The sequence below is a fragment of the Pseudomonas sp. S30 genome, assembly GCF_016518545.1.
In the GTDB taxonomy this organism is placed as follows: domain Bacteria; phylum Pseudomonadota; class Gammaproteobacteria; order Pseudomonadales; family Pseudomonadaceae; genus Aquipseudomonas.
The window spans coordinates 1-24551 of sequence record NZ_JACVTO010000002.1; the positions used below are offsets into that span (position 1 = coordinate 1).

Sequence of the window (24551 nt, forward strand, 5' to 3'; positions counted from 1 at the left end):
ATCTCGTAGGCCGCACCAAGTAATTGGTAGGTCTGGGCAGATTTGAACTGCCGACCTCACCCTTATCAGGGGTGCGCTCTAACCAACTGAGCTACAGACCTATAACAGGGTCGCGTTACAGCATCGTCTTTCACAATGAATCAAGCAATTCGTGTGGGAGCTCATCAGCAGGCTGATGTCTTCGATTAAGGAGGTGATCCAGCCGCAGGTTCCCCTACGGCTACCTTGTTACGACTTCACCCCAGTCATGAATCACACCGTGGTAACCGTCCCCCCGAAGGTTAGACTAGCTACTTCTGGTGCAACCCACTCCCATGGTGTGACGGGCGGTGTGTACAAGGCCCGGGAACGTATTCACCGCGACATTCTGATTCGCGATTACTAGCGATTCCGACTTCACGCAGTCGAGTTGCAGACTGCGATCCGGACTACGATCGGTTTTGTGAGATTAGCTCCACCTCGCGGCTTGGCAACCCTCTGTACCGACCATTGTAGCACGTGTGTAGCCCAGGCCGTAAGGGCCATGATGACTTGACGTCATCCCCACCTTCCTCCGGTTTGTCACCGGCAGTCTCCTTAGAGTGCCCACCTTAACGTGCTGGTAACTAAGGACAAGGGTTGCGCTCGTTACGGGACTTAACCCAACATCTCACGACACGAGCTGACGACAGCCATGCAGCACCTGTGTCAGAGTTCCCGAAGGCACCGATCCATCTCTGGAAAGTTCTCTGCATGTCAAGGCCTGGTAAGGTTCTTCGCGTTGCTTCGAATTAAACCACATGCTCCACCGCTTGTGCGGGCCCCCGTCAATTCATTTGAGTTTTAACCTTGCGGCCGTACTCCCCAGGCGGTCAACTTAATGCGTTAGCTGCGCCACTAAAATCTCAAGGATTCCAACGGCTAGTTGACATCGTTTACGGCGTGGACTACCAGGGTATCTAATCCTGTTTGCTCCCCACGCTTTCGCACCTCAGTGTCAGTATCAGTCCAGGTGGTCGCCTTCGCCACTGGTGTTCCTTCCTATATCTACGCATTTCACCGCTACACAGGAAATTCCACCACCCTCTACCATACTCTAGCTCGCCAGTTTTGGATGCAGTTCCCAGGTTGAGCCCGGGGCTTTCACATCCAACTTAACGAACCACCTACGCGCGCTTTACGCCCAGTAATTCCGATTAACGCTTGCACCCTCTGTATTACCGCGGCTGCTGGCACAGAGTTAGCCGGTGCTTATTCTGTCGGTAACGTCAAAATTGCAGAGTATTAATCTACAACCCTTCCTCCCAACTTAAAGTGCTTTACAATCCGAAGACCTTCTTCACACACGCGGCATGGCTGGATCAGGCTTTCGCCCATTGTCCAATATTCCCCACTGCTGCCTCCCGTAGGAGTCTGGACCGTGTCTCAGTTCCAGTGTGACTGATCATCCTCTCAGACCAGTTACGGATCGTCGCCTTGGTGAGCCATTACCTCACCAACTAGCTAATCCGACCTAGGCTCATCTGATAGCGCAAGGCCCGAAGGTCCCCTGCTTTCTCCCGTAGGACGTATGCGGTATTAGCGTTCCTTTCGAAACGTTGCCCCCCACTACCAGGCAGATTCCTAGGCATTACTCACCCGTCCGCCGCTGAATCCAGGAGCAAGCTCCCGTCATCCGCTCGACTTGCATGTGTTAGGCCTGCCGCCAGCGTTCAATCTGAGCCATGATCAAACTCTTCAGTTCAATACTGCTTGGGTTTTTAAGAAACCCTAAACTTGGCTCAGCAATCTCAAATGACTATGTGATTTCTCGCATGGCCACTTGTGATGCTGATAATCTATGCGACGATCAGTCCGTACTCACAAGCACCCACACGAATTGCTTGATTCGATTTGTTAAAGAGCGTTTGGCTGAGAGCGTTTCGCCTCAACCGAGGCCGCGCATTCTACAGCAGCCTTGTTTCGTGTCAAGCGTTTATTTTGAAGTTTTTTGCGAGAAACTCGTTTGGCTTCAACCACTTGACTCGCTGCGATCTCTCGTAGCGGGAGGCGAATCTTACAGCACCAGAAGATGCTGTCAACTGCCTTTTTCACCGCTGCCGATCTGGTGATCGAAGCCCTTCGTACAACGCCGAACTCGCTTCACTTGCTAGCTAACCTATTGATTAGAAAGAAGTTTTGCGTTCCGTTTGCTGCGGAAGTGGGGCGCATTATAAGGGGATCCGAACAGGCGTCAACCTTTTATTTCAGGAATCTTTCAGATCGCGGAAAACGCAGCGGGGGGGCCTGTCGGCCTCCCCGCCCATGAAATGCAACACCAGTCAGATCACCCCGGCCACCCTGAGCGACTTTACCGCCTGCTCATCCAGCCCCAGTATCTGCTCGAGCACCGCCTGGGTGTGTTCGCCCAGCAACGGCGGCGCCCTGCGGTACTCCACCGGCGTGCGTGACAACCTGATGGGGCTCGCTACCTGGGGCACATGACCTGCCAACGGATGAGGCAGCTCCAGGGCCAACCCTCGTGCCTGCACCTGCGGATCCTGGAACACCTGCGCGAGGTCGTTGATCGGACCGCAAGGCACCCCTGCCCGCTCCAGAAGCGCCACCCATTCGCAGGTGGTCTTGAACACCGTCGCCTGACGAATGAGCGGAATCAGTATCCCCCTGTTCGCCACACGCTGCTGGTTGGTGGCGAATCGCGGATCGTCCGCCCATTGAGGCTGGCCCGCCACTTCGGCGAACTTGCGAAATTGCCCGTCATTCCCGACAGTCAGAATGAAGTCGCCATCTGCCGTGGGGAAGTCCTGATAAGGGACGATGTTCGGGTGCGCGTTGCCCAGTCGCCTGGGTGCCTGACCGGTGGTGAGGTAGTTCATCGCCTGGTTGGCCAGGCAGGCCACTTGCACGTCCAGCAGCGCCATATCGATATGCTGGCCTTCGCCGGTGCGGTCACGATGGGCCAGCGCCGCGAGGATCGCGCTGGTGGCATACAAGCCGGTCAGAATGTCGGTCAGCGCCACGCCGACCTTGATCGGGCCTGCGCCCTCCTCACCCTCGGGTCGACCGGTCAGGCTCATCAAGCCGCCGAGACCCTGAATCATGAAGTCGTAGCCCGCCCGCCTGGCATAGGGACCGGTCTGGCCGAAGCCGGTGATCGAGCAATAGATGAGCCGCGGATTGATCGCCTGGAGGCTGGGGTAATCCAATCCGTACCCGGCCAACCCACCCACCTTGAAGTTCTCGATGACGACATCCGAGTTCTGCGCCAGCTCGCGTACCAGGCGCTGGCCTTCCGGCTGGGTGAAGTCGAGGGTCACCGAGCGCTTGTTACGGTTGGCCGAAAGATAATAGGCGGCCTCACGGGTATCGTCGCCGCGGGCATCCTTGAGAAATGGAGGCCCCCAGGCGCGGGTGTCATCACCGCTACCCGGCCGCTCCACCTTGATCACGTCAGCTCCGAGGTCGGCGAGGATCTGGCCGCACCACGGCCCGGCCAGTACGCGCGACAAGTCCAGCACGCGCAGATGCGAAAGCGCTCCCATCACTCTGCTCCTCTATTAATAGAAGGCCTGAATGCCGGTTTGCGCCCTGCCCAGGATCAGCGCATGAATGTCATGGGTGCCTTCGTAGGTGTTGACCACCTCCAGGTTGACCAGATGTCGCGCCACGCCGAATTCGTCGGAAATGCCGTTACCGCCCAGCATGTCTCGGGCCAGCCGCGCGATCTCGAGCGCCTTGCCACAGGAGTTGCGCTTCATGATGGATGTGATCTCCACGGCCGCCGTGCCCTCGTCCTTCATTCGGCCCAGGCGCAGGCAGCCCTGCAGCCCAAGAGTGATCTCGGTCTGCATGTCGGCGAGCTTCTTCTGGATCAGCTGATTGGCCGCCAGCGGACGGCCGAACTGCTGACGGTCCAGCGTGTACTGGCGCGCCGTGTGCCAGCACGCCTCGGCTGCACCCAATGCGCCCCACGAGATGCCGTACCTGGCGGAGTTCAGGCAGGTGAACGGCCCCTTGAGCCCACGGACTTCGGGAAAGATGTTTTCCTCGGGCACGAACACGCCGTCCATGACGATCTCGCCGGTGATCGACGCCCGCAGACCGACCTTGCCATGGATGGCGGGTGCGCTCAGGCCCTTCCAGCCTTTCTCCAGTATGAACCCGCGGATGTCACCCTCATCGTCCTTGGCCCACACCACGAAGACATCGGCGATCGGGCTGTTGGTGATCCACATCTTGCTGCCGGTCAGGCTGTAGCCGCCTTCGACCTTGCGCGCCCGGGTGATCATCGCGCCGGGATCAGACCCATGGTTGGGCTCGGTCAGACCAAAGCAGCCGATCCACTCACCGCTGGCCAGCCTGGGCAGGTACTTCTGCTTCTGCGCCTCGCTACCGAAGGTTTCGATCGGCACCATCACCAAGGAGGATTGCACGCTCATCATCGAGCGATAGCCCGAGTCGATACGCTCCACTTCACGGGCGATCAACCCATAGCACACGTAATTCAAGCCACTGCCGCCGTATTGTTCGGCGATGGTCGCACCCAGCAACCCGACCTCGCCCATTTCACGGAAGATCGCCGTATCGGTGCGCTCATGACGAAATGCCTCGATCACCCGAGGCGCCAGTTTGTCCTGGGCGAACTGGTAGGCGCTGTCGCGCACCATGCGCTCTTCTTGGCTGAGCTGCTGGTCCAGCAGCAGCGGGTCGATCCAGTTGAAGCTTGCTTTACCGGCCATGCGACGGCTCCTCGAAATAAGCCTGATTGAATTCAGCTGGCCTTGAGCCTAGGCCGGATACGATTGGAGGACAAACGACAATTGCGCACCCACTCGTGCTGTTTCCTCACTCCGGAAACGGGCAAGATCAGCATGATCGTTATCGACAAGTGAGACTCAGGTACATGCGCCGGAAGATCCCCAGCACCACCGCGTTGATATGTTTCGAAGCTGCAGCTCGCCATGAAAGCTTCACCAAGGCAGCTCAAGAGCTCGAACTGACCCAAGGCGCGGTCTGTCGCCAGATCGCCAGCCTGGAGAGCTTTCTCAATGTGGAGCTGTTCCGGCGCTCCCAGCGCGGCGTGAAGTTGAGCGAAGCGGGGCTTTCCTACAGCCGCCAGGTGAGCGCTCAACTGGACGCCGTGGAGCGTGACACCTTGTCGGTGATGCGCCAGCAAGGCGCCAGTGTGATCGAGTTGGCCGTGGTACCCACGTTCGGAACACAGTGGCTGGTGCCACGCCTGAAGGACTTCCAATTGCATCACCCGCAGGTGACGGTGAACCTGACCAATCGCACTCGACCGTTCCTGTTCGCCGACACGCCTTTCGACGCGGCCATCTACTTCGGTGACGCTGACTGGCCAGGGACCCAGTCACACCGGCTGATGGGCGAGAACCCCGTCCCGGTGTGCTGCCCGCAGTGGCTCGAACGGCAGGACGCTCTGGAGGCGAAGCACATTGCCCGACTGCCGCTGCTGCAACAGACCACCCGCCCCTATGCCTGGCGGCAGTGGTTCGTCAGCCTGGGCATGACCGTGGAGGCCGACATGACCGGCCCGCGCTACGAACTGTTCTCCATGTTGGCCCAGGCAGCCATGCATCAGATGGGTATCGCGCTCATTCCGCCTTTCCTCATTCAGCGCGAGCTGCAGGAGGGGCGCTTGGTGGTCGCTAATGGACATGCGCTGGCCAGTGCCAAGGCCTACCATCTGATGATTCCCGAGCGAAAAGTCGAATCGGCGGCCTTGCGCGCATTTCGTGACTGGCTGCTGAGGCAGGCCCGCGCCTACGTGAGTGAAAAGTGACGCCGGGAATTTGTAGTTGTTACCCTGAATAACCTACAGATATATTCGTATGTCGCATATTCATAACTCTGGAACCAGAACTGCAAGCACCGGTCAGCTCCTCGCAAACCTGAATCACGATGCGGCATTTACGACATTCACCAATCCAGGAGCGAAAAACGCGAGAATATCCTGTTTTCGTGACTGTGCATGCGTAAGCATCTAGTTAGACGAGTCGAAGCACCACATCTGCGTCATTTGGTCACATATTGACTTGTAGTTTTGCATTCGTTTCGCTCCAAAATTGATTGCCGCCTTGTCTCTACATCTGCAAAATGCCTTGCCCGCCCCGCCTGGGGCGGTGCGCATGTTCGACGGCCGCTCCATCCGCCCTACCCGAAGTGGGCTGGATTCAATAACGATAAAGGTCAGCGCAGGAGACAAAGACGTGCACATAGGTGTTCCTCTCGAGACGCAGGCGGGCGAAACACGGGTCGCCGCGACCCCGGAAACCGTCAGGAAACTGGTCGCCCAAGGCCATCGCGTCACCATTCAAAGGGGAGCGGGGCTCAAGGCCAGCATTCCTGACGAGGCCTACGAAACCGTGGGTGCCGGATTGGGCGATGCCGCCGATGCACTCGGCGCGCAGGTGATCCTGAAGGTCGTCGCACCGAGCCAGGCCGAACTGGCCCGGATCGAGCCCGGCAGCATGCTGGTAGGCATGCTCAATCCCTTCGACAACGACCTGATCGACAGGATGGCCGAGCGCGGCATCACCGCCTTCTCCCTGGAAGCTGCACCGCGTACCTCCCGGGCACAGAGCCTGGACGTGCTCTCCTCGCAAGCCAACATCGCCGGTTACAAGGCAGTGTTGCTGGCCGCCCATCACTATCCGCGCTTCATGCCCATGCTCATGACCGCCGCCGGCACCGTCAAAGCCGCGCGCGTGCTGGTGCTCGGCGCCGGCGTCGCCGGCCTGCAGGCCATTGCCACGGCCAAGCGCCTGGGGGCAGTGATCGAGGCCTCGGACGTGCGTCCGGCCGTGAAGGAGCAGATCGAGTCCCTGGGCGGCAAGTTCATCGACGTTCCCTACGAGAACGACGAGGAGCGGGCCTGCGCCGAGGGCGTGGGCGGCTATGCACGGCCGATGCCGGCCAGCTGGATGCAGCGCCAGGCCCAGGCTGTGCACGAGCGCGCCAGGCAGGCGGACATCGTCATCACCACCGCTTTGATTCCGGGCCGCAAGGCACCCACCCTGCTGAGCGCGGAAACCGTTGCGCAAATGAAGCCGGGCTCAGTGGTCATCGACCTCGCAGCAGCGCAGGGCGGCAACTGCCCGCTGACCGTGGCCGACCAGGTGGTCGTCGCCCACGGAGTTACCCTGGTCGGCCCGACCAACCTTCCCGCACAGCTGCCGGCAGACGCCTCGGCGCTGTACGCGCGCAACCTGCTGGACTTCATGAAGCTGCTGTTCGACAAGGACGGCGCACTGGTGATCAACCTCGAAGACGATATCGTCGCCGCGTGCCTGATGTGCCGCGACGGCCAGATCGTGCGCAAGAACGGCTGAGGAGCGCGACTATGGACGACATGCTGATTTCCCACGGCATCTACAACGTGATCATTTTCGTGCTGGCGATCTACGTGGGCTACCACGTGGTGTGGAACGTCACCCCAGCGCTGCACACGCCGCTGATGGCCGTTACCAACGCGATCTCGGCGATCGTAATCGTCGGCGCCATGCTCGCCGCCGCCCTGACCGTGACCCCGGCAGGCAAGCTGATGGGCACACTGGCCGTGGCACTGGCGGCGGTCAATGTGTCCGGCGGGTTCCTGGTCACCCGGCGCATGCTGGAGATGTTCAAGAAGAAAACCAAGAGCGAGGGGCAGAAGCAACCATGAGCATGAATCTGGTCACCCTGCTTTATCTAATCGCCTCCGTCTGCTTCATCCAGGCGCTCAAAGGACTGTCGCACCCGACCACTTCACGGCGCGGTAACCTGTTCGGCATGATCGGCATGGCGATCGCGGTGATGACCACCGTGGGCCTGATCTACAAGCTTGCGGCGCTGTCGCTGGGCGATGGCAGCGCTGCCGCCGGCATCGGCTACGTACTGGTCGGCCTGCTGATCGGCGGCAGCGCAGGCTCGATCATGGCCAAGCGCGTGGAAATGACCAAGATGCCCGAGCTGGTCGCCTTCATGCACAGCATGATCGGCCTGGCCGCCGTGTTCATCGCCATCGCCGCGGTGCTGGAGCCTCAATCCATGGGCATCGTCAGCCGCATCAGCGATCCGATTCCTGCCGGCAACCGGCTCGAACTGTTCCTGGGGGCCGCCATTGGCGCCATTACCTTCTCAGGCTCGGTCATCGCCTTCGGCAAGCTGTCAGGCAAATACAAGTTCCGCCTGTTCCAGGGCGCGCCGGTGCAGTTCCCCGGCCAACACAAGCTCAACCTCGTATTGGGGATCGCGACCCTGGTCCTCGGCCTGCTGTTCACCTTCACCGGGCACTACAGCGCGTTCAGCCTGATGCTGATCCTCGCGTTCGTCCTGGGCGTGCTGATCATCATTCCAATCGGCGGCGCCGACATGCCGGTGGTGGTATCGATGCTCAACAGCTATTCGGGCTGGGCGGCGGCGGGTATCGGCTTCTCGCTGAACAACTCGATGCTGATCATCGCCGGGTCCCTGGTCGGCTCCAGCGGGGCGATCCTGTCGTACATCATGTGCAAGGCGATGAACCGCTCGTTCTTCAACGTGATCCTGGGTGGGTTCGGCGGTGCCGTGGAGGCCAGCGCCGGGAATGGCGCCAGGGAGCAGCGCCCGGTCAAGTCCGGGTCTGCGGACGATGCCACCTTCCTCCTGAGCAATGCCGACAGCGTGATCATCGTGCCTGGCTACGGCCTGGCCGTGGCCCGCGCTCAGCACGCCCTCAAGGAACTGACGGAAAAGCTGACGCATGCAGGGGTGACGGTGAAGTACGCCATCCACCCCGTGGCGGGCCGCATGCCCGGTCACATGAACGTTCTGCTGGCCGAGGCCGAGGTGCCTTACGATCAGGTCTTCGAAATGGAGGACATCAACGCCGAGTTCGGCCAGGCGGATGTGGTGCTGGTGCTCGGCGCCAACGACGTGGTCAACCCGGCGGCGAAGAACGATCCCAAGTCGCCGATCGCCGGCATGCCGATTCTCGAAGCCTTCAAGGCCAAGACCATCATCGTCAACAAGCGCTCGATGGCCAGTGGGTATGCGGGCCTGGACAACGAGCTGTTCTACCTGGACAAGACCATGATGGTGTTCGGTGATGCCAAGAAGGTCATCGAGGACATGGTCAAGGCGGTCGAGTGATTCCCACTGGGATACGCCGCTGAACGCGCAAGGCCCTGGGTGTTGTCCCCAGGGCCTTGCACGTTTCATGACCCAGATCAAAGGCACGCGGGGCTCGTGGCTCCTACGACCATGGTCGTGGGACGGCCCGGGGCGAAATCACTAGACTGCCCTGCTGTAGCCCAGTAGCCCGAGATAACATTTCATGTACCGTGATCGTATCCGCTTGTCCTCCCTGCACAGCAAGGTAATGAGTGCGGCCGATGCCGCTGGCCTGATCGAGGACGGCATGACCGTCGGCATGAGCGGCTTCACCCGCGCCGGCGAAGCCAAGGCCGTACCCCACGCGCTGGCCGCGCGCGCCAAGCTGTCGCCGCTGAAGATCAGCCTCATGACCGGCGCCAGCCTGGGCAACGACCTGGACAAGCAACTGACCGAGGCCGGTGTCCTGGCCCGACGCATGCCGTTCCAGGTCGACAGCACCCTGCGCAAGGCCATCAATGCCGGGCAGGTGATGTTCATCGATCAGCACCTGTCCGAAACCGTCGAGCAATTGCGCAACAAGCAGCTGACCCTGCCCGACATCGCCGTCATCGAAGCCGTGGCGATCACCGAGCAGGGACACATCGTACCGACCACCTCGGTAGGCAACTCGGCCAGCTTCGCGATCTTCGCCAAGCAGGTGATCGTCGAGATCAACCTGTCGCACAATCCCAATCTGGAGGGCTTGCACGACATCTATATACCGACCTATCGCCCCACGCGCACGCCGATCCCCCTGGTGAAGGTGGATGACCGCATCGGTAGCACTGCCATCCCGATCGACCCGGCGAAGATCGTCGGAATCGTCATCAGCGACCAGCCAGACTCGCCGTCCACCGTGGTGCCTCCGGACGACGAAACCCAGGGCATCGCCGACCATTTGATCGACTTTCTCAAGCGCGAAGTGGCGGCAGGCCGCATGAGCAACAGCCTCGGCCCCTTGCAGGCCGGCATCGGCAACATCGCCAACGCGGTGATGTGCGGTCTGATCGACTCGCCGTTCGAGGACCTGACCATGTACTCGGAAGTCCTGCAGGACTCCACCTTCGAACTGATCGACGCGGGCAAGCTGCGCTTCGCTTCAGGCAGCTCGATCACCCTGTCGAGCCGGCGCAACGCCGACGTGTTCGGCAACCTGGAGCGTTACAAGGACAAGCTGGTGCTGCGCCCGCAGGAGATTTCCAACCATCCTGAAGTGGTGCGCCGCTTGGGTATCATCGGGATCAATACGGCGCTGGAGTTCGATATCTACGGCAACGTCAATTCCACCCATGTATGCGGCACTCGGATGATGAACGGCATCGGTGGCTCGGGCGACTTCGCTCGCAACGCGCACCTGGCGGTCTTCGTCACCAAATCCATCGCCAAGGGCGGGGCCATCTCCAGCGTGGTGCCGATGGTGAGTCACGTGGACCATACCGAGCATGACGTGGACATCCTGGTCACCGAGCAGGGTCTGGCCGACTTGCGTGGCCTGGCGCCCCGCGAGCGGGCGCGGGCGATCATCGACAACTGCGTGCACCCGGACTATCGGGCAGCGTTGGACGACTATTTCCAACGCGCCTGTGAACGTGGCGGACATACGCCACATATCCTGCGCGAAGCCTTGAGCTGGCACGAGAATCTGGAAGAAAGCGGTCGGATGCTGGCGGGCTGATCAGTTCACACCCTTTCCAACAAACGGCCATTACACCTCTGCGTGCGATGGCCAATGAGCCGACGGCGCAGACCACGAAAAAACTGTACTACTGTACCGTTTATTCAGACCCTGCCGGTGGTCTAGATACATCATGCCAGGCAAAAATGCACCAATATAGGGCGAACCAGTACAGTTTCGCCATTTCCGGGTGCAACAGTCGCTCTAAACAGTTAACTGGCCACACTCTATACTGTTTAACTGTATCTACTGCGCTGGACAGGACAGGAGGATGATTGGCATCAGTTAAATCACTACCTAGTCCCGCCACAAGCGGAAGGATGACACATCATGGAACGTACACTCAGTTCCGGTCTGGTTTTCGAAAACAACACTGAATCCAAAGCTTCGGCTCCCCTGCGCGCCGTCTCGACCCTGCTGCTGTGGCAACGTCGCATCGCCAGCCGTCGTCAACTGGCTCGCCTCGACGCGCGCCTGCTGGCTGATGCTGGCATCAGCGAGTCCCAGCGCTACCAAGAGCTGAGCAAGCCTTTCTGGCGCTGAGCCTGGCCCACCGGTCTTGCGCCGGATAGGCTTTCCAAAAACCCGTCGCAGGGAACTGCGGCGGGTTTTTTTATGACCGTTAAATATCTTCTGCACAGCCAGTACAGTTACCAATAAAGTAAATTACTGGCGGTACAGTTGGAGTTAGTTGCTTCATATTTCGAAACAATGCGGGGTGTCGGATAAGCTCCTTGGCGCCGTGCCCAATCCCATTACATCATGGTCTTCAGGTATCCTGAGCTGTCTCACAGGCGTCCGAACAACTCGATCCGTTTTCGCAGGAGCTTTATCCATGTCCCGTCAATTCTTGCTCGGCGCCGCCGCGCTGTTAGCCCTGGCTGGTACCGCCCACGCCAGCAGCTTCGTGGTCACCACCGATACCGTGGTACGCGGGGTGGCCGCATCCACGGACGCCACGTCCGATGCCAGCTCGTCGCTGCGTGACAAAAAGATCATCGAGGCCGCACGCGACGATGCCGCCAGCTTCGTCGGCAGCCAGGGTGCCATTCGCGGTGCCAAACTGGAAAGTGCACTGGCCCATATCCGACAGACGACGCCGACGCTGCACGCCAGCGACGCGCAGTTGGCCGAGGCCATCCTGGCCCTCTGAGCAGACCTTCGATTGAGCGCAGTCGGCGCCTTGGTCGACTGCGTCTTACGCATCGAACCCATGCCTGACTGTGATCGAGCCAATGCGTTACCTGATCTTTCTGCTCCTGGCGCTCACCTGCGCGGGAAATGCGTCGGCCATGGACGTCACCACGCAGTTCCCCATCATGACCAGTTACGTCACTTCCCAGGTGACGACCGCCCCCTTCGATCGCAAGATGATCGGTATGGCGCGGGATGACGCCGCAGCATTCGTGGCCAGCGAAGGCAAGATCCGTGGCGCACGCCTGCAAGCCGCGCTGAGGGTACTGCGTCGGAGCCATTCGCTGGACAGCCACGACGACCTTGAACTGGCAGAGGCAATTCTCGTCCAATGACCACCCCCTCGCTCCCTGAATTCTCCGGAGATGCTCCATGCGTAAACCGCTGATCGCCGCCACCCTCGGCATGCTGCTGCTGGCCGACGTGGCTCAGGCACAGACCCTGGTGGCCACCAGCAACATCATCGTTCGTGCCTTCGGCCGGTCGATCGACTTCACGTCCGATACCACCACCTCGATCCGCGACTCCAAGGTGGTGCGAGAAGCCCACGACGACGCCGCCAGCTTCGTCGCCACCCAGGGCGACATTCGTGGCGCCCAGCTGGAGGCAGCCTTCGCCACCCTGCGCGAGCGCGTGCCGCAAGCACGTGATGCCAGCGACCAGGTGCTTGCCCAAGCCATCCTCGCCCTGTGAAGCGCACGCGTGCCTGGCTGTTCGGCTGCGTCCTGACGCTGCTCGGCACGCCCGTGCTCGCCGAATTACAATTGGCGTTGCACACGGACGGCCTGAGCGCCAGCGAGCGCCAGGCGTCGCAAGCGCTGCTCGACGAGGCGATGACAAAGCTGCCGCCGTCCTTCAAGCAGCGACTGGATCGGCGCATTCTGGTGAGCTGGACAGATCGCATGCCGACCGACGCCTACGGCCAGGCGTCGCCCGTTTCCAGCCTGGAACTCAATGCCCGCCTGCTGCCGAGCCTGGCCGACGGCAGCGCCGCCCAGCAGAAGACCGATCGCCCCCACGGCACCGTCCGCGAAGAGCTGCTGGCGACGGTACTGCACGAAGTCACCCACATCTATGATCGCGCGCGTCTATGGCAGGGCGCCGAGCGCTCGCTCATCTTGCGCTGCAAGCGCCAGGAACGTTCGCTTGGCCAGATCGGCCTGCCGCAGCAGTGTCGAGGCGAAACCGCGCGCCGGTTCACCCTGAGCGATGATCCGCGCCTGCTCGACCTGGCCGGATGGCAGCAGTACGTAGGCCGGCGCGGCGAGCGAGAACAGCACAACGGCCAACTGGTACGCAGCCCCGATGCCTACGAGCTGAGCAGTCCCAAGGAATTCATCGCGGTCAACATGGAGTACTTTCTCCTCGACCCCAGCTACGGCTGTCGCCGTCCGGCGCTGAATCAGTACCTGCACGAGCACTTCGGCTGGTCGCCACAGCAGCAAGCCTGCGCCCAGGGCCTGCCCTTCCTCAACGCCGGCAGCGATTTCGCCCGCGAGCCGCTCGGTGAAATCGACCCCGAGCGCGTCTATCAGGTGGATTACCTGCTGGCCGAAGCCAACCAGAACTGGGTCAGCCGCTGGGGGCACAGCATGCTGCGCCTGGTGATCTGCGCGCCAGGCCGGCCGCGTGGCCCGGATTGCCGCCTGGATCTGGACCGGCACCTGGTGCTGTCGTACCGGGCCTTCGTCAACGACGTGCAATTGTCCAGCTGGGATGGCTTGACCGGCGCCTACCCTTCGCGGCTATTCGTGTTGCCGTTGGGCCAGGTGATCGACGAATACACCAAGACCGAACTGCGCAGCCTGTCGTCGGTGCCGCTCAAGCTCGACCGCCAGCAGATCGAGGATCTGGTGCGCCAGGCGGCAGAGATGCACTGGAGCTACGACGGCAACTACTATTTCCTGTCCAACAACTGCGCGGTCGAGACCCTCAAGCTGATGCGCAGCGGCACTGCCGATCCACGCTTCGCCGACCTGGACTCGATCTTGCCCAATGGCCTGCTGGAAGTGCTGAAGGGACGCGGTCTGGCCGATACCCATGTATTGGACGATCCACGCGAGGCCTTGCGCCTGGGCTATCGGTTCGATTCCTACCGGGATCGCTACCAGGCCATGTTCGATGTACTGAAGAAGCAGTTACCGGTGCGTCAAAGTAGCGTGGAAGACTGGCTGGCTCAGGATGCCGAACAGCGTCGGCCCTGGTTCATGCAGGCAGACCTACGCACCAGCGCCGCCTTGCTCCTGCTCGAACAGGCCAGCCTGCGCCGGCAACTGCTCCTGGCACAGGACGAGGTCAAGCAGCGTTACCTCAACGCCACCGCGCTGAAGGACGGCAGCGTCGACAAGGCCAATGCCACGCTCCAGCAGATGCTCGCCAACAGCGGGTTCCTCAGCCGGCCCGCAGAGTTGCTGGAGTCCCAGGGGTATGGCCTGCCCCAGCCGCAGGAGCGGGTGCACCTGGAGAAGATCAGCAAGGAGCGTCAGGCGCAGTTGCTGCGCCTGAGTACCGATCTGGACAAGGAAGTGCGGGCGCTGCTCGAACCTGCCCGGGCCAGGGAAATTGCCGCGATCGAGGCCAACGTCAAGCAGATTGGCGACCACCTGCGGGCCTTGCACAAGGCCGCCGGTGGTCTGCAACTGCCCTGAGAGGTCTGGTTACTTGATCGGACGCCAGGTGAGCGGGTAGCGATAGGGTTTACCTTCGTTGGCCCGCACACCGGCCAGGATGATCAGGATCAGCACCGCCACCGCCAGGATGGCGAACAGGACGATGCCGATCACCACGAACATCAGCAGGAAGCAGATGAACCCGGCGAGGGTGACGGTGATCTGGAAGTTCAGCGCCTCCTTGCCATGGGCGTCGACGAAGGGGTCGGATTCGCGCTTCCAGATCCACATCACCAGTGGCCCGAGCAGATGCCCAAGAGGCATCACCAGCCCGAGCAGGGCGCTGAAATGGCAGAACATCGCCCACTGCCGGACTTCGGCGTTGGGAATGTCGATCGGCGTGTTCGGCTCGCTCATGGTGCATTCGTCCCCTTGGCGAAGGATCAGTCGGCCAGCGCGGCCGTCTGCAGGTCGAAGATTTCGCTCATGCCCTTCTGGGCCAGTGCCAGCATGGCATTGAAGTCTTCAGGCTGGAACGGCGCGCCTTCTGCAGTGCCCTGCACCTCGATGAAGCCGCCGGCACTGGTCATGACCACGTTGAGGTCGGTCTCGGCGGCGGAGTCTTCCAGGTAGTCCAGGTCCAGCACCGCCTCGCCCTGGTACATGCCCACCGACACGGCGGCGATCATGTGCTTGAGCGGGTTGCCGCCCTTGAGGCCGCCCCGCTTCTTGATCACGGCCAGGGCGTCGCACAGCGCGACCATGGCCCCGGTGATGGAGGCGGTACGCGTACCGCCATCGGCCTGGATCACGTCGCAGTCTATGTACAAGGTGATGTCGCCCAGCTTGCTCATGTCCAGCGCGGCGCGCAGGGAGCGGCCGATCAGGCGCTGGATTTCGAGGGTCCGGCCACCTTGCTTGCCGCGGCTGGCTTCGCGCTGGTTACGCTCACCGGTGGCACGGGGCAGCATGCCGTATTCGGCGGTGAGCCAACCCTGGCCCTGGCCCTTGAGGAAGCGCGGGACACCGTTCTCGACGCTGACCGTGCAGATGACCTTGGTGTCACCGAACTCGACCAGTACCGACCCCTCGGCGTGCTTGGTGTAGTTGCGGGTGATGCGGATCGAGCGGAGCTGATCGGCGGCGCGACCACTTGGACGTTTCATCTGGGATACCTGTACTGGAAAGCGAATCAAGCGGTCATTATAGGGCGGCACGCCAACTCAGGGCACGCCCAATGTGACTTCAGGCACGCTCGCCAGGTTTTCCCACGCCGCCCGGCGCCTTGCACCTGCCTGATTGGGCGCCATCGTCGCACTGCGCTACAATCCTGCGCCTTGCCGCCCGAAGGCGCTCCGTTCATACCGTAATTCGCGAGGTTCTCCCATGGTGCACAGCATGACCGCCTTTGCCCGCGTCGAACGCGCTGGCAGCCAGGGCACCCTGAGCTGGGAGCTACGCTCGGTCAATCACCGTTATCTGGAACCCCATCTACGCCTGCCCGAGGCCCTGCGCGATCTTGAAGGCGCGGTGCGCGAAGGGCTGCGCCAGGGGCTGTCGCGGGGCAAGGTCGAGTGCACCTTGCGCCTGGCTGAAGACAGCACCGGCAAACCGCTGCAAGTCGACCGCGAGCGTGCCGCCCAACTGGTGGCCGCTGCCGAGAGCGTGGCGGCACTGATCCAGCAGCCCGCCCCGCTCAATCCCCTGGAAGTCTTGGCCTGGCAGGGCGTACTGGTCGCCGATGCGGCCGATCCGCAAGCGTTGAACGCCGAAGCTCTGACCTTGTTCGACGAAGCGCTCGCCGAACTCAAGGCCGGCCGCCAGCGCGAAGGCCAGGAGCTCGCACGGCTGATCGACGAGCGCCTGGATGCCATGACCCATGAAGTGGCTACCCTGCGTGCCCTGGTGCCCCAGATGCTCGCCGCCCAACGTCAGCGCATCCTGGACCGCTTCGCCGACCTGCAGGCCGAGCTCGACCCTCAGCGCCTGGAACAGGAGATGGTACTGCTGGCGCAGAAAAGCGACGTGGCCGAAGAGCTGGACCGGCTGAGCACCCATGTCACCGAGGTGCGCCGGGTGCTCAAGTCCGGCGGTGCCGCCGGGCGACGCCTGGACTTCCTGATGCAGGAGCTCAATCGCGAAGCCAACACCCTGGGCTCCAAGGCCTTCGACGCCCGCAGCACCCAGGCGGCGGTCAACCTGAAGGTGTTGATCGAACAGATGCGTGAACAAGTACAGAACATCGAGTAAGGCTACCCCACATGACTCACACCAGCGGCACCCTCTACATCGTTTCCGCGCCTTCAGGCGCCGGCAAGACCAGCCTGGTCGACGCCCTGACCCGGAAAGACGAGCAGATTCGCGTCTCGGTCTCCCACACCACCCGCGCCATGCGTCCAGGTGAAAGCCATGGCGTGAACTACCATTTCGTGGCCCATGACGCGTTCAGGGCGCTGATCGCCCAAGGCGATTTCCTGGAGCACGCCGAGGTCTTCGGCAACTTCTATGGCACCTCGCGCAGCGCGTTGCAGGAAACCCTCGCGCAGGGTTTCGACCTCATTCTGGAAATCGACTGGCAAGGTGCGCAGCAGGTGCGCCGGTTGATGCCCGAGGCGTTGTCGATCTTCATCCTGCCGCCCAGCCAGCAGGCGTTGCGCGAGCGTCTGGATGGCCGCGGCCAGGACAGCGAAGAGATCATCGCCGGGCGCATGAAGGAAGCGGTCAGCGAGATGGTGCACTACGACGAGTTCGATTACGTCATCGTCAATGACGACTTCGTCCAGGCCCTGGAAGACCTCAAATCGGTCTTCCGCGCCAACCGACTGCTGCTGGCCAAGCAGAAGCAGCGCCACGGCGCGCTGCTCGAGCAACTGGTCGGTTGAACCTGGGGCGCCCGGCGCCCCGAGGGTCAGTCCTGCAATTGCAGCTTGGCTTGCTGCTGCAAGGTGGCGCCGAGGAAGAAGGCCGGCGCCCGCAGCCGCGACAGCATCATCAGCACGATGCCCAGCACCGAGATGATCGCGGCGATCACGAATACCAGCCCCAGCCCACCGACGTGCGAGCCGCTGCCGAAGTCCGGCGAAGCGCTGTCCAGGGCAGTGCGCACGAAGATCACCGACAGGATCACGCCACCGAGCAGCGGACACAGGCCACGCATGAAGAAGTGGCGCAGGCTGTCGAACAGGCTGGCGCGGAAATACCAGACGCAGGCGAACGCGGTGAGCGAGTAGTAGAAGCAGATCATCATGCCCAGGGCGGTGATGGTGTCGGCCAGCACGTTCTCGCTCAGGCTGCGCATGGTCACGTAGAACGCTGCCGCCGCCACTCCAGCGCAGATCGTGGCGTAGCGCGGGGTCTGCGAACGGGGGCAGACGCTGGCGAAGCGCTGCGGTACGGCGCCGTAGTAGCCCATGGCGAGCAGCGTGCGCGCTGGCGAGACGAAGGTCGATTGCAACGAGGCGGCGGTGCTGGCCAGCACCGCGATCGACATCAGGATCGCCAGTGGCCCCATCACCGGCCCGGCCAGGTGGGCGAAGACATTCTCCTGGATGCGTGGGTTGCCCAGGCCCAACCCGCTGTCACTGACGCCGGCGAACTGCAGGGTGGCGATGGCGGTGAACAGGTACAACCCCAGAATCAGCAGCACGGTCCAGGTGGCCGCCTTGCCGGGCACCTCGTCGCTGCCCACCGACTCTTCGCTGACGGTCAGGCACACATCCCAGCCCCAGAAAATGAAGATCGACAGTGACAAGCCCGCCGCGAAGGCCGAGAACGACTCGACGCCGAACGGGTTGAACCAGGCGAAATCGAACGCCAGCGGCGGCGGCGCCGTGGTCTCGCCGAAAGCGGCGAAACCGAAACCCACCAGCACCAGCAGTTGCAGGGCCACCAGGCCATACTGCACGGTCATGGTGGTGCCCATGCCTCGGCAACAGATCCACACTGCCAGGGCGATGAACACGCAACAGGTGGTGACGTTGACCAGCAGGTTGTCGGCCAGCGCAGCCAGCTGGTGGTGCCCGGTGATCTGGCCAATGAACAGATAGAAGAAGTCCACTGCCACGCCAGCCAGGTTCGACAGCACGATGGTGGTCGCCACCACCAGCCCCCAGCCGCCGATCCAGCCGATCATCGGGCCGAACGCGCGGGCGGACCAGGTGAAGGAGGTGCCGCTGTCGGGTTCGGCGGCGTTGAGCTCGCGATAGCCCAGGGCTACCAGCAGCATGGGCAGGAAGCCGACGATGAACACCGCCGGCAGATGGGCGCCGACCTCACGCACGGTCGGACCGAGCGCGCCGGTGAGGGTGTAGACCGGGGCGATCGTCGAGATGCCCAATACGACGCTGGCCAGCAGGCCCAGCCGACCCTTGGCCAACCCTTTGCCGACACCTGCGGCGTTGCTGCCCTGCTCGGCCGCCGCACCCGGGGGACGGCTGGTTTCTGTGAATTCGCTCATGAGTAAGTGCCATTGCTATTGGTATTGTTTTTCCACAGGCCTTGCGTACAAGGCCCGCTTCCACTCATTGAAAGCTTGCTGCCAGTCAAGCCGTCCGCGGCTTGCGGGTCACGTCAGAATGCTGTCTGTCGCGCGCCCTCCCGTACAGCACGTGCGATGCAGGGCGTGGGAAATGCCTGAAACAGACAAACGCGAACCGAGTTCTGGTTCAAGCGCCATTGCCGGTGGCCATGCACGCCCGGCAGAAAGCTGGCACCGGCCGCATCGCGGCAGGGTACTGACGCTGTAGGGGGCGCCATTGTAATGATGCAGCTCGGCATTTGAAGGCGAACCGGTGAAAAGAATGCCGCACAGATGCTACGGCGCTGCCTGCGAACGGTCGTAGGTGCCACAGGCCGGCACGATCGCCTCAGCGCCTGTAAAGGCCGTCGCGTCGATGCAATGGCCCCGCTGAGGCTCAGTGGCTGCACGCTCATGAGCGTGCCATTTCGGCAAGAAGCATTTCAGGCAAGCAGCGAGTGCACGGGCAGGCCGATGTCATGGCTGTACATCCTGTGGTAGGAGCTTCTGTGGTAGGAGCTCCTGTGGTGGGAGCGGCCTGTGGGGGCAGCAGCGCGGCTAGCGGGAATGACGTCGGCGAGGCGACGATGACGGCTGATCTTGTTGTTCCGACGATCTCTTCGGTGATGGATTCGTCGGGGCATGGGAGCGTTGCTTCCCGCCTGCCGTTGCACTATAAGATGGGCTCCGGCGCAACAGACATTGGCAGATCGGCAAGCAGAGCGTGCAGACATGCAATATCAGATCACCCATGCAGACCTCGTGCTGGTGTTGGCACTGGAGCGCGGACGCTCACTGGCCAAGGCTGCGGAACTGCTCAAGGTCGATGTTTCCACGGTGTTTCGCTCCATCCGTCGGTTGGAAGCGGCCTTGGGCACGGCGCTGTTCGTCAAGAGCCGCAAGGGCTACCTGCCCACCGACACCGCCCAGGCCCTGGCCGAACAGGCCGAGCGCGCCGAACAGGCCCTGGAAGCGGCACGTATCGCCCTGACCAGCGGCGAGCAGGTGGTCAGTGGAACCGTGCGCCTGACCTGCACCGAGGCGGTGCTGCACAGCCTGCTGCTGCCGGCCCTGGCCGACTTCATGCCCAACTACCCGGCCCTGTCGCTGGAAATGGGCACCTCCAACACCTTCGCCAACCTGAGCCGTCGCGACGCCGACATCGCGCTGCGACTCACCAATACACCCCCGGAACACCTCGTTGGCCGTTGCCTGGGCTCGACCTCCTACGTGATCTGCGGGCGCGCGGAATTTCGCGAGCGGCTGGCCGAGTCGCCCTACAGCGTGCCCTGGATCGCGCCGGACGACGCCATGCACGACCACCCTACCGTGCTCTGGCGCAACCAGCACCACCCCGACCTGCTCGCGCGCTACCAGTGCAGCGGCATGTCGACCATCGCCCAGCTGGTGAGCACCGGCCTTGGCGTGGCGGCGCTGGCCGACTACATGGTCGATACCCTGCCCGGGGTCGAGGCGCTGAGCGAGCCGCTGCCAGGCTGCGATACGCAGCTGTGGCTGCTCACTCGCCCCGATTGTCGCGCCTTGCGCTCGGTACAGACCCTGTTCGAAGAGCTCACGCCGCGACTGCGCGATGCCATGCGCTGAACCTGTTGTGTTCGAGGGGGGCCAGGCGTTATCGTCGAGGTACTGCGACAACCCGTCTGTAGCGGCCTTCTGGCAGCTGCTGCAGGGACCCAAGCCGAGCACCGAGGCAAACAGTCCTTCCCTATTGGCTGGTGATTTTTTAAACTATCGAGTCCGCCTGCCCATTCTGGGCTGCACGCCTAACGCATCTGCTACTGAGGAACACCATGGCCCGCGTAACTGTTGAAGACTGCCTGGAACACGTGGATAACCGCTTCGAGCTGGTCATGCTCTCGACCAAGCGCGCCCGCCAACTGGCCACCGGTGGCAAGGAACCACGCGTTGCGTGGGAAAACGACAAGCCTACCGTCGTTGCCCTGCGCGAAATCGCCGAAGGCATCGTGACCAATGAATTCATCGCCGCCGAAGAGATCGTCACCGAGGATCCGGTGTTCGCCGCATTCGAGGACGAGAACAACGAGGCTATCTGATCGATGCCCTGTCGACGTCGCGCGGCGCCCGATCCTCTTCCTGCGCAAGAGGTGAAACCATGGCGGGTATAGAAGCCCTCGCCGAGCGGCTGTCGACTTATTTGGGTCCCGAACAGGTCAACCTGGTTCGAAGGGCCTATTTCTATGCCGAGCAGGCCCACGACGGGCAGCGCCGTCGCAGCGGTGAACCCTACGTGACGCATCCGCTGGCGGTTGCCAGCATCCTCGCCGACATGCACATGGACCATCAGAGCCTGATGGCCGCCATGCTGCACGACGTGATCGAAGACACCGGCATCGCCAAGGAAGCCCTCAGCCAGCAATTCGGCGAAACCGTCGCCGAGCTGGTCGACGGGGTCAGCAAGCTGACCCAGATGAATTTCGAGACCAAGGCCGAGGCCCAGGCCGAGAACTTCCAGAAGATGGCCATGGCCATGGCGCGCGACATCCGCGTGATCCTGGTCAAGCTGGCCGACCGGCTGCACAACATGCGCACGCTCGAGGTGCTGTCCGGGGAAAAACGCCGGCGCATCGCCAAGGAAACCCTGGAAATCTACGCCCCCATCGCCAACCGGCTGGGCATGCACACCGTGCGCGTGGAGTTCGAGGACCTGGGCTTCAAGGCCATGCACCCCATGCGTTCCTCGCTCATTCATCGGGCGGTCAAGAGCGCGCGGGGCAATCGCAAGGAAATCGTCGCCAAGATCGAAACCTCGCTGGCCAACTGCCTGGCGGCCGACGGCATCGCCGGCGAGGTCAGCGGGCGGCAGAAACACCTCTATGGCATCTACAAGAAGATGCGCGGCAAGCGTCGCGCCTTCAACGAGATCATGGACGTATACGCGTTTCGTATCGTCGTCGACAAGGTCGACACCTGCTATCGCGTACTGGGTGCGGTGCACAACCTCTACAAGCCCCTGCCCGGGCGCTTCAAGGACTACATCGCGATCCCCAAGGCCAACGGCTACCAGTCGCTGCATACCACCCTGTTCGGCATGCACGGCGTGCCCATCGAGATCCAGATCCGCACCCGCGAAATGGAAGAGATGGCCAACAACGGCATCGCGGCGCACTGGCTCTACAAGTCCAACGAGGACGAGCAGCCCAAGGGCAACCATGCCCGTGCCCGACAGTGGGTCAAGGGCATCCTGGAATTGCAGCAACGTGCAGGCAACTCGCTGGAATTCATCGAGAGCGTGAAGATCGACCTGTTCCCCGACGAGGTCTACGTCTTCACGCCCAAAGGCCGCATCATGGAGCTGCCCAAAGGCTCCACGGCGGTCGATTTTGCCTATGCGGTGCACACCGACGTGGGCAACAGCTGCATCGCCTGTCGCATCAACCGGCGCCTGGCACCGTTGTCCGAGCCGCTGCAAAGCGGTTCCACGGTGGAAATCGTCAGTGCGCCGGGTGCGCGTCCGAATCCGGCGTGGCTCAATTTCGTGGTCACTGGCAAGGCCCGCACGCACATCCGCCATGCCCTCAAGCAGCAACGTCGTTCCGAGTCGATCAACCTCGGCGAGCGCCTGCTGAACAAGGTCCTGACCGGGTTCGACAGCAGTTTGGAGCAGATCCCCCACGAGCGTGTCCGGGCCATTCTGGACGAGTACCGCCTGGAGCTGATCGAAGACCTGCTCGAGGACATCGGTCTGGGCAACCGCATGGCCTACGTGGTCGCGCGACGCCTGCTGTCGGCAGAAGGCGAGCAGTTGCCGTCGCCCGAAGGCCCGCTGGCGATCCGCGGCACCGAGGGCCTGGTGATGAGTTACGCCAAGTGTTGCACGCCGATCCCGGGCGACCCGATCGTCGGCCACCTCTCCGCAGGCAAAGGGATGGTCGTCCACCTCGAAGACTGCCGCAACATCAGCGAAATCCGACACAACCCTGAAAAATGCCTGCAGCTGTCCTGGGCCAAGGACGTCACGGGCGAATTCAACGTCGAGCTGCGCGTCGAGCTGGAACACCAGCGTGGCCTGATCGCGTTGCTGGCCAGCAGCGTCAACGCCGCAGACGGAAACATCGAGAAGATCAGCATGGATGAACGCGACGGCCGCGTCAGCGTGGTCCAGCTGGTGGTCAGCGTGCGCGACCGCGTGCACCTGGCGCGCGTGATCAAGAAGCTGCGCACCTTGACCGGGGTGGTCCGCATCACCCGCCTGCGTGCGTAGTCCGCCAACCGCAAGGAGTCAACATGACCAAGACCGTCATCAACAGCGACAAGGCCCCCGCCGCCATCGGCACCTACTCCCAGGCGATCAAGGCCGGCAATACCGTCTATATGTCGGGGCAGATTCCGCTTGATCCCAAGACCATGGAACTGGTCGAGGGCTTCGAGGCGCAGACCGTCCAGGTCTTCGAAAACCTCAAGGCCGTGGCCGAGGCCGCCGGCGGTTCTTTCAAGGACATCGTCAAACTCAACATCTTCCTCACCGACCTCAGCCACTTCGCCAAGGTCAACGAAGTCATGGGCCGCTATTTCGAGCAGCCCTACCCCGCACGCGCCGCCATCGGCGTGGCCGCCCTGCCCAAGGGCTCGCAAGTGGAGATGGACGCCATCCTCGTCATCGAGTGATGCACCAGGCGGCGGGCGCACGGCCTGCCGCGTTTCCTGCAGAAGGTCTCAACCCATGCGCCATGCCCTGCCCACTGCACTGGCAGCCCTCGTACTGGGCGGCTGTGCCAGTCATACCCCTGATCAACTCAACGGCACCTGGATCAACCAAGGCGCGATCGATACGGTCGTCACCACGGACCGTGTCGTGCAAACCCTGGACAACGCAGCTGTCGCCCTGGAATGGAAGCTCGATACAGCTGACAAGACCGCTAGCTACAGCACCAGTTTCGAGCGGGTGAGCGGTCAGTTGATGACCGACACGACGCCCTGGAAGGCGCGTTTCGAGGGCGAAGACCAGGAGCTGCAGCTGTCGGGCAAGCGATTGCTCACCCTCGACAAGGAAACCGGACTCCAGCGCTTCGAACGCAGCGACGATCCGGCAGCGGCCAGTGCGGCGTGGGGCGCGACCTTCGAAAAGGCGCTGAACCGCGCATTCCTCGGTGGCCAATGGCGGATCGTGGACGGCCCTGGCCAGGGCAACGTGGTTCGCTTCACCGATGACGGTACCGTCAGTGGCTTCCCCGCTCTGGACCGCTATGCCTTGTGCCTGGGCGGCGACTGCGCCGACATGACCGAAGGTCGGGACAGCCTGTGGCTGGAACACGACCAGCGCGGCGCGCCGTGGATACTCAAGCGTACGGGCAAGCAGATCGAGCTGTATGAGGCGCTCAACCGGGCCGGCCCTACCGAAAAGCCGCATCTGGTGGCCGGCAAGCGTCGATGGTTGCTCGAGCTCGACTGAGTCGACCTGGTC

General features: G+C 62.3%; 22 protein-coding genes, 1 tRNA gene and 1 rRNA gene. 17 read left to right on the top strand and 7 right to left on the bottom strand.

All coding sequences use genetic code 11. The features are described 5' to 3' along the window. Positions 1 to 24: 24 nt before the first annotated feature. The 4 genes from IAE34_RS02830 to IAE34_RS02845 form a co-directional block, all read right to left on the bottom strand. A tRNA-Ile gene (locus tag IAE34_RS02830) sits at positions 25 to 101 on the bottom strand. A gap of 85 nt (positions 102 to 186) precedes the next feature. Further along, a 16S ribosomal RNA gene (locus IAE34_RS02835) occupies positions 187 to 1723 on the bottom strand. Positions 1724 to 2300: 577 nt separating this feature from the next. Then, positions 2301 to 3524: a CaiB/BaiF CoA transferase family protein gene (locus IAE34_RS02840; RefSeq protein WP_200137340.1), complete on the bottom strand. Its 1224-nt coding sequence runs from the start codon at positions 3522 to 3524 to the stop codon at positions 2301 to 2303. Positions 3525 to 3536: 12 nt separating this feature from the next. Beyond that, on the bottom strand, positions 3537 to 4718 hold the full coding sequence (locus tag IAE34_RS02845) for an acyl-CoA dehydrogenase (protein WP_200137341.1): 1182 nt from the start codon (positions 4716 to 4718) through the stop codon (positions 3537 to 3539). Positions 4719 to 4882: 164 nt separating this feature from the next. Here IAE34_RS02845 and IAE34_RS02850 point away from each other — a divergent pair, with 164 nt between their 5' ends. The 10 genes from IAE34_RS02850 to IAE34_RS02895 all read left to right on the top strand — a co-directional run bounded on the left by IAE34_RS02850 (position 4883) and on the right by IAE34_RS02895 (position 14631). Further along, the gene (locus IAE34_RS02850) at positions 4883 to 5782 is read left to right on the top strand and encodes a LysR family transcriptional regulator (protein ID WP_200137342.1); all 900 of its coding nucleotides are present in this window, start codon (positions 4883 to 4885) and stop codon (positions 5780 to 5782) included. Between the two features lie 427 nt (positions 5783 to 6209). Then, on the top strand, positions 6210 to 7331 hold the full coding sequence (locus IAE34_RS02855; RefSeq protein WP_200137343.1) for a Re/Si-specific NAD(P)(+) transhydrogenase subunit alpha: 1122 nt from the start codon (positions 6210 to 6212) through the stop codon (positions 7329 to 7331). Positions 7332 to 7342: 11 nt separating this feature from the next. Then, positions 7343 to 7663: an NAD(P) transhydrogenase subunit alpha gene (locus tag IAE34_RS02860; protein ID WP_200137344.1), complete on the top strand. Its 321-nt coding sequence runs from the start codon at positions 7343 to 7345 to the stop codon at positions 7661 to 7663. After that, complete coding sequence (locus IAE34_RS02865; protein WP_200137345.1) at positions 7660 to 9111, top strand: NAD(P)(+) transhydrogenase (Re/Si-specific) subunit beta; 1452 nt, start codon at positions 7660 to 7662, stop codon at positions 9109 to 9111. Before IAE34_RS02860 ends, IAE34_RS02865 begins: the two co-directional genes overlap by 4 nt. Before the next feature lie 184 nt (positions 9112 to 9295). Beyond that, positions 9296 to 10789 (top strand): acetyl-CoA hydrolase/transferase family protein, encoded by a 1494-nt coding sequence (locus IAE34_RS02870; RefSeq protein WP_200137346.1) that lies wholly within the window; start codon positions 9296 to 9298, stop codon positions 10787 to 10789. Between the two features lie 330 nt (positions 10790 to 11119). Continuing rightward, entirely contained in the window at positions 11120 to 11332 is a 213-nt protein-coding gene (locus IAE34_RS02875) for a DUF1127 domain-containing protein (protein ID WP_200137347.1), read from the top strand. 292 nt (positions 11333 to 11624) lie between these two features. Continuing rightward, positions 11625 to 11942: a DUF2388 domain-containing protein gene (locus IAE34_RS02880; protein ID WP_200137348.1), complete on the top strand. Its 318-nt coding sequence runs from the start codon at positions 11625 to 11627 to the stop codon at positions 11940 to 11942. 82 nt (positions 11943 to 12024) lie between these two features. Beyond that, complete coding sequence (locus IAE34_RS02885) at positions 12025 to 12318, top strand: DUF2388 domain-containing protein (protein WP_200137349.1); 294 nt, start codon at positions 12025 to 12027, stop codon at positions 12316 to 12318. Positions 12319 to 12355: 37 nt separating this feature from the next. Continuing rightward, positions 12356 to 12676 carry a DUF2388 domain-containing protein gene (locus IAE34_RS02890; protein WP_200137350.1) on the top strand — a complete coding sequence of 107 codons (321 nt, stop codon included), beginning with the start codon at positions 12356 to 12358 and terminating at the stop codon, positions 12674 to 12676. After that, the gene (locus tag IAE34_RS02895) at positions 12673 to 14631 is read left to right on the top strand and encodes a DUF7844 domain-containing protein (protein WP_200137351.1); all 1959 of its coding nucleotides are present in this window, start codon (positions 12673 to 12675) and stop codon (positions 14629 to 14631) included. Before IAE34_RS02890 ends, IAE34_RS02895 begins: the two co-directional genes overlap by 4 nt. Positions 14632 to 14640: 9 nt before the next feature. On the opposite strand, the gene IAE34_RS02900 is transcribed toward IAE34_RS02895, so the two are convergent. Both IAE34_RS02900 and rph read right to left on the bottom strand, forming a co-directional pair. Beyond that, positions 14641 to 15009, bottom strand: a complete 369-nt coding sequence (locus tag IAE34_RS02900; protein WP_200137352.1) for a DUF4870 domain-containing protein — start codon at positions 15007 to 15009, stop codon at positions 14641 to 14643. Positions 15010 to 15035: 26 nt separating this feature from the next. Next, positions 15036 to 15758 carry a ribonuclease PH gene (gene rph / locus IAE34_RS02905; RefSeq protein ID WP_200137353.1) on the bottom strand — a complete coding sequence of 241 codons (723 nt, stop codon included), beginning with the start codon at positions 15756 to 15758 and terminating at the stop codon, positions 15036 to 15038. A gap of 220 nt (positions 15759 to 15978) precedes the next feature. On the opposite strand from rph, the gene IAE34_RS02910 reads away from it, so the two are divergent. Further along, complete coding sequence (locus tag IAE34_RS02910; RefSeq protein WP_200137354.1) at positions 15979 to 16842, top strand: YicC/YloC family endoribonuclease; 864 nt, start codon at positions 15979 to 15981, stop codon at positions 16840 to 16842. 11 nt (positions 16843 to 16853) lie between these two features. Then, a complete protein-coding gene (gene gmk, locus IAE34_RS02915; protein ID WP_200137355.1) occupies positions 16854 to 17474 on the top strand; it encodes a guanylate kinase in 621 nt (206 codons plus the stop codon). 26 nt (positions 17475 to 17500) lie between these two features. Here the strand turns inward: gmk and IAE34_RS02920 are convergent, their stop codons facing one another. Next, complete coding sequence (locus IAE34_RS02920) at positions 17501 to 19048, bottom strand: APC family permease (protein ID WP_200137356.1); 1548 nt, start codon at positions 19046 to 19048, stop codon at positions 17501 to 17503. A gap of 792 nt (positions 19049 to 19840) precedes the next feature. Between IAE34_RS02920 and IAE34_RS02925 the strand changes: the two genes are divergently transcribed. The 5 genes from IAE34_RS02925 to IAE34_RS02945 all read left to right on the top strand — a co-directional run bounded on the left by IAE34_RS02925 (position 19841) and on the right by IAE34_RS02945 (position 24539). Beyond that, positions 19841 to 20713, top strand: a complete 873-nt coding sequence (locus tag IAE34_RS02925; RefSeq protein ID WP_200137357.1) for a LysR family transcriptional regulator — start codon at positions 19841 to 19843, stop codon at positions 20711 to 20713. A 206-nt stretch (positions 20714 to 20919) separates the two neighbouring features. Further along, positions 20920 to 21183, top strand: coding sequence for a DNA-directed RNA polymerase subunit omega (rpoZ, locus tag IAE34_RS02930; protein WP_200137358.1), 264 nt, complete (start codon positions 20920 to 20922; stop codon positions 21181 to 21183). A gap of 59 nt (positions 21184 to 21242) precedes the next feature. Continuing rightward, on the top strand, positions 21243 to 23351 hold the full coding sequence (gene spoT, locus IAE34_RS02935) for a bifunctional GTP diphosphokinase/guanosine-3',5'-bis pyrophosphate 3'-pyrophosphohydrolase (RefSeq protein WP_200137359.1): 2109 nt from the start codon (positions 21243 to 21245) through the stop codon (positions 23349 to 23351). A 23-nt stretch (positions 23352 to 23374) separates the two neighbouring features. Continuing rightward, positions 23375 to 23755, top strand: a complete 381-nt coding sequence (locus IAE34_RS02940; RefSeq protein ID WP_029612280.1) for a RidA family protein — start codon at positions 23375 to 23377, stop codon at positions 23753 to 23755. A 55-nt stretch (positions 23756 to 23810) separates the two neighbouring features. Continuing rightward, a complete protein-coding gene (locus IAE34_RS02945) occupies positions 23811 to 24539 on the top strand; it encodes a hypothetical protein (RefSeq protein ID WP_200137360.1) in 729 nt (242 codons plus the stop codon). The last annotated feature ends 12 nt before the right edge of the window (positions 24540 to 24551 follow it).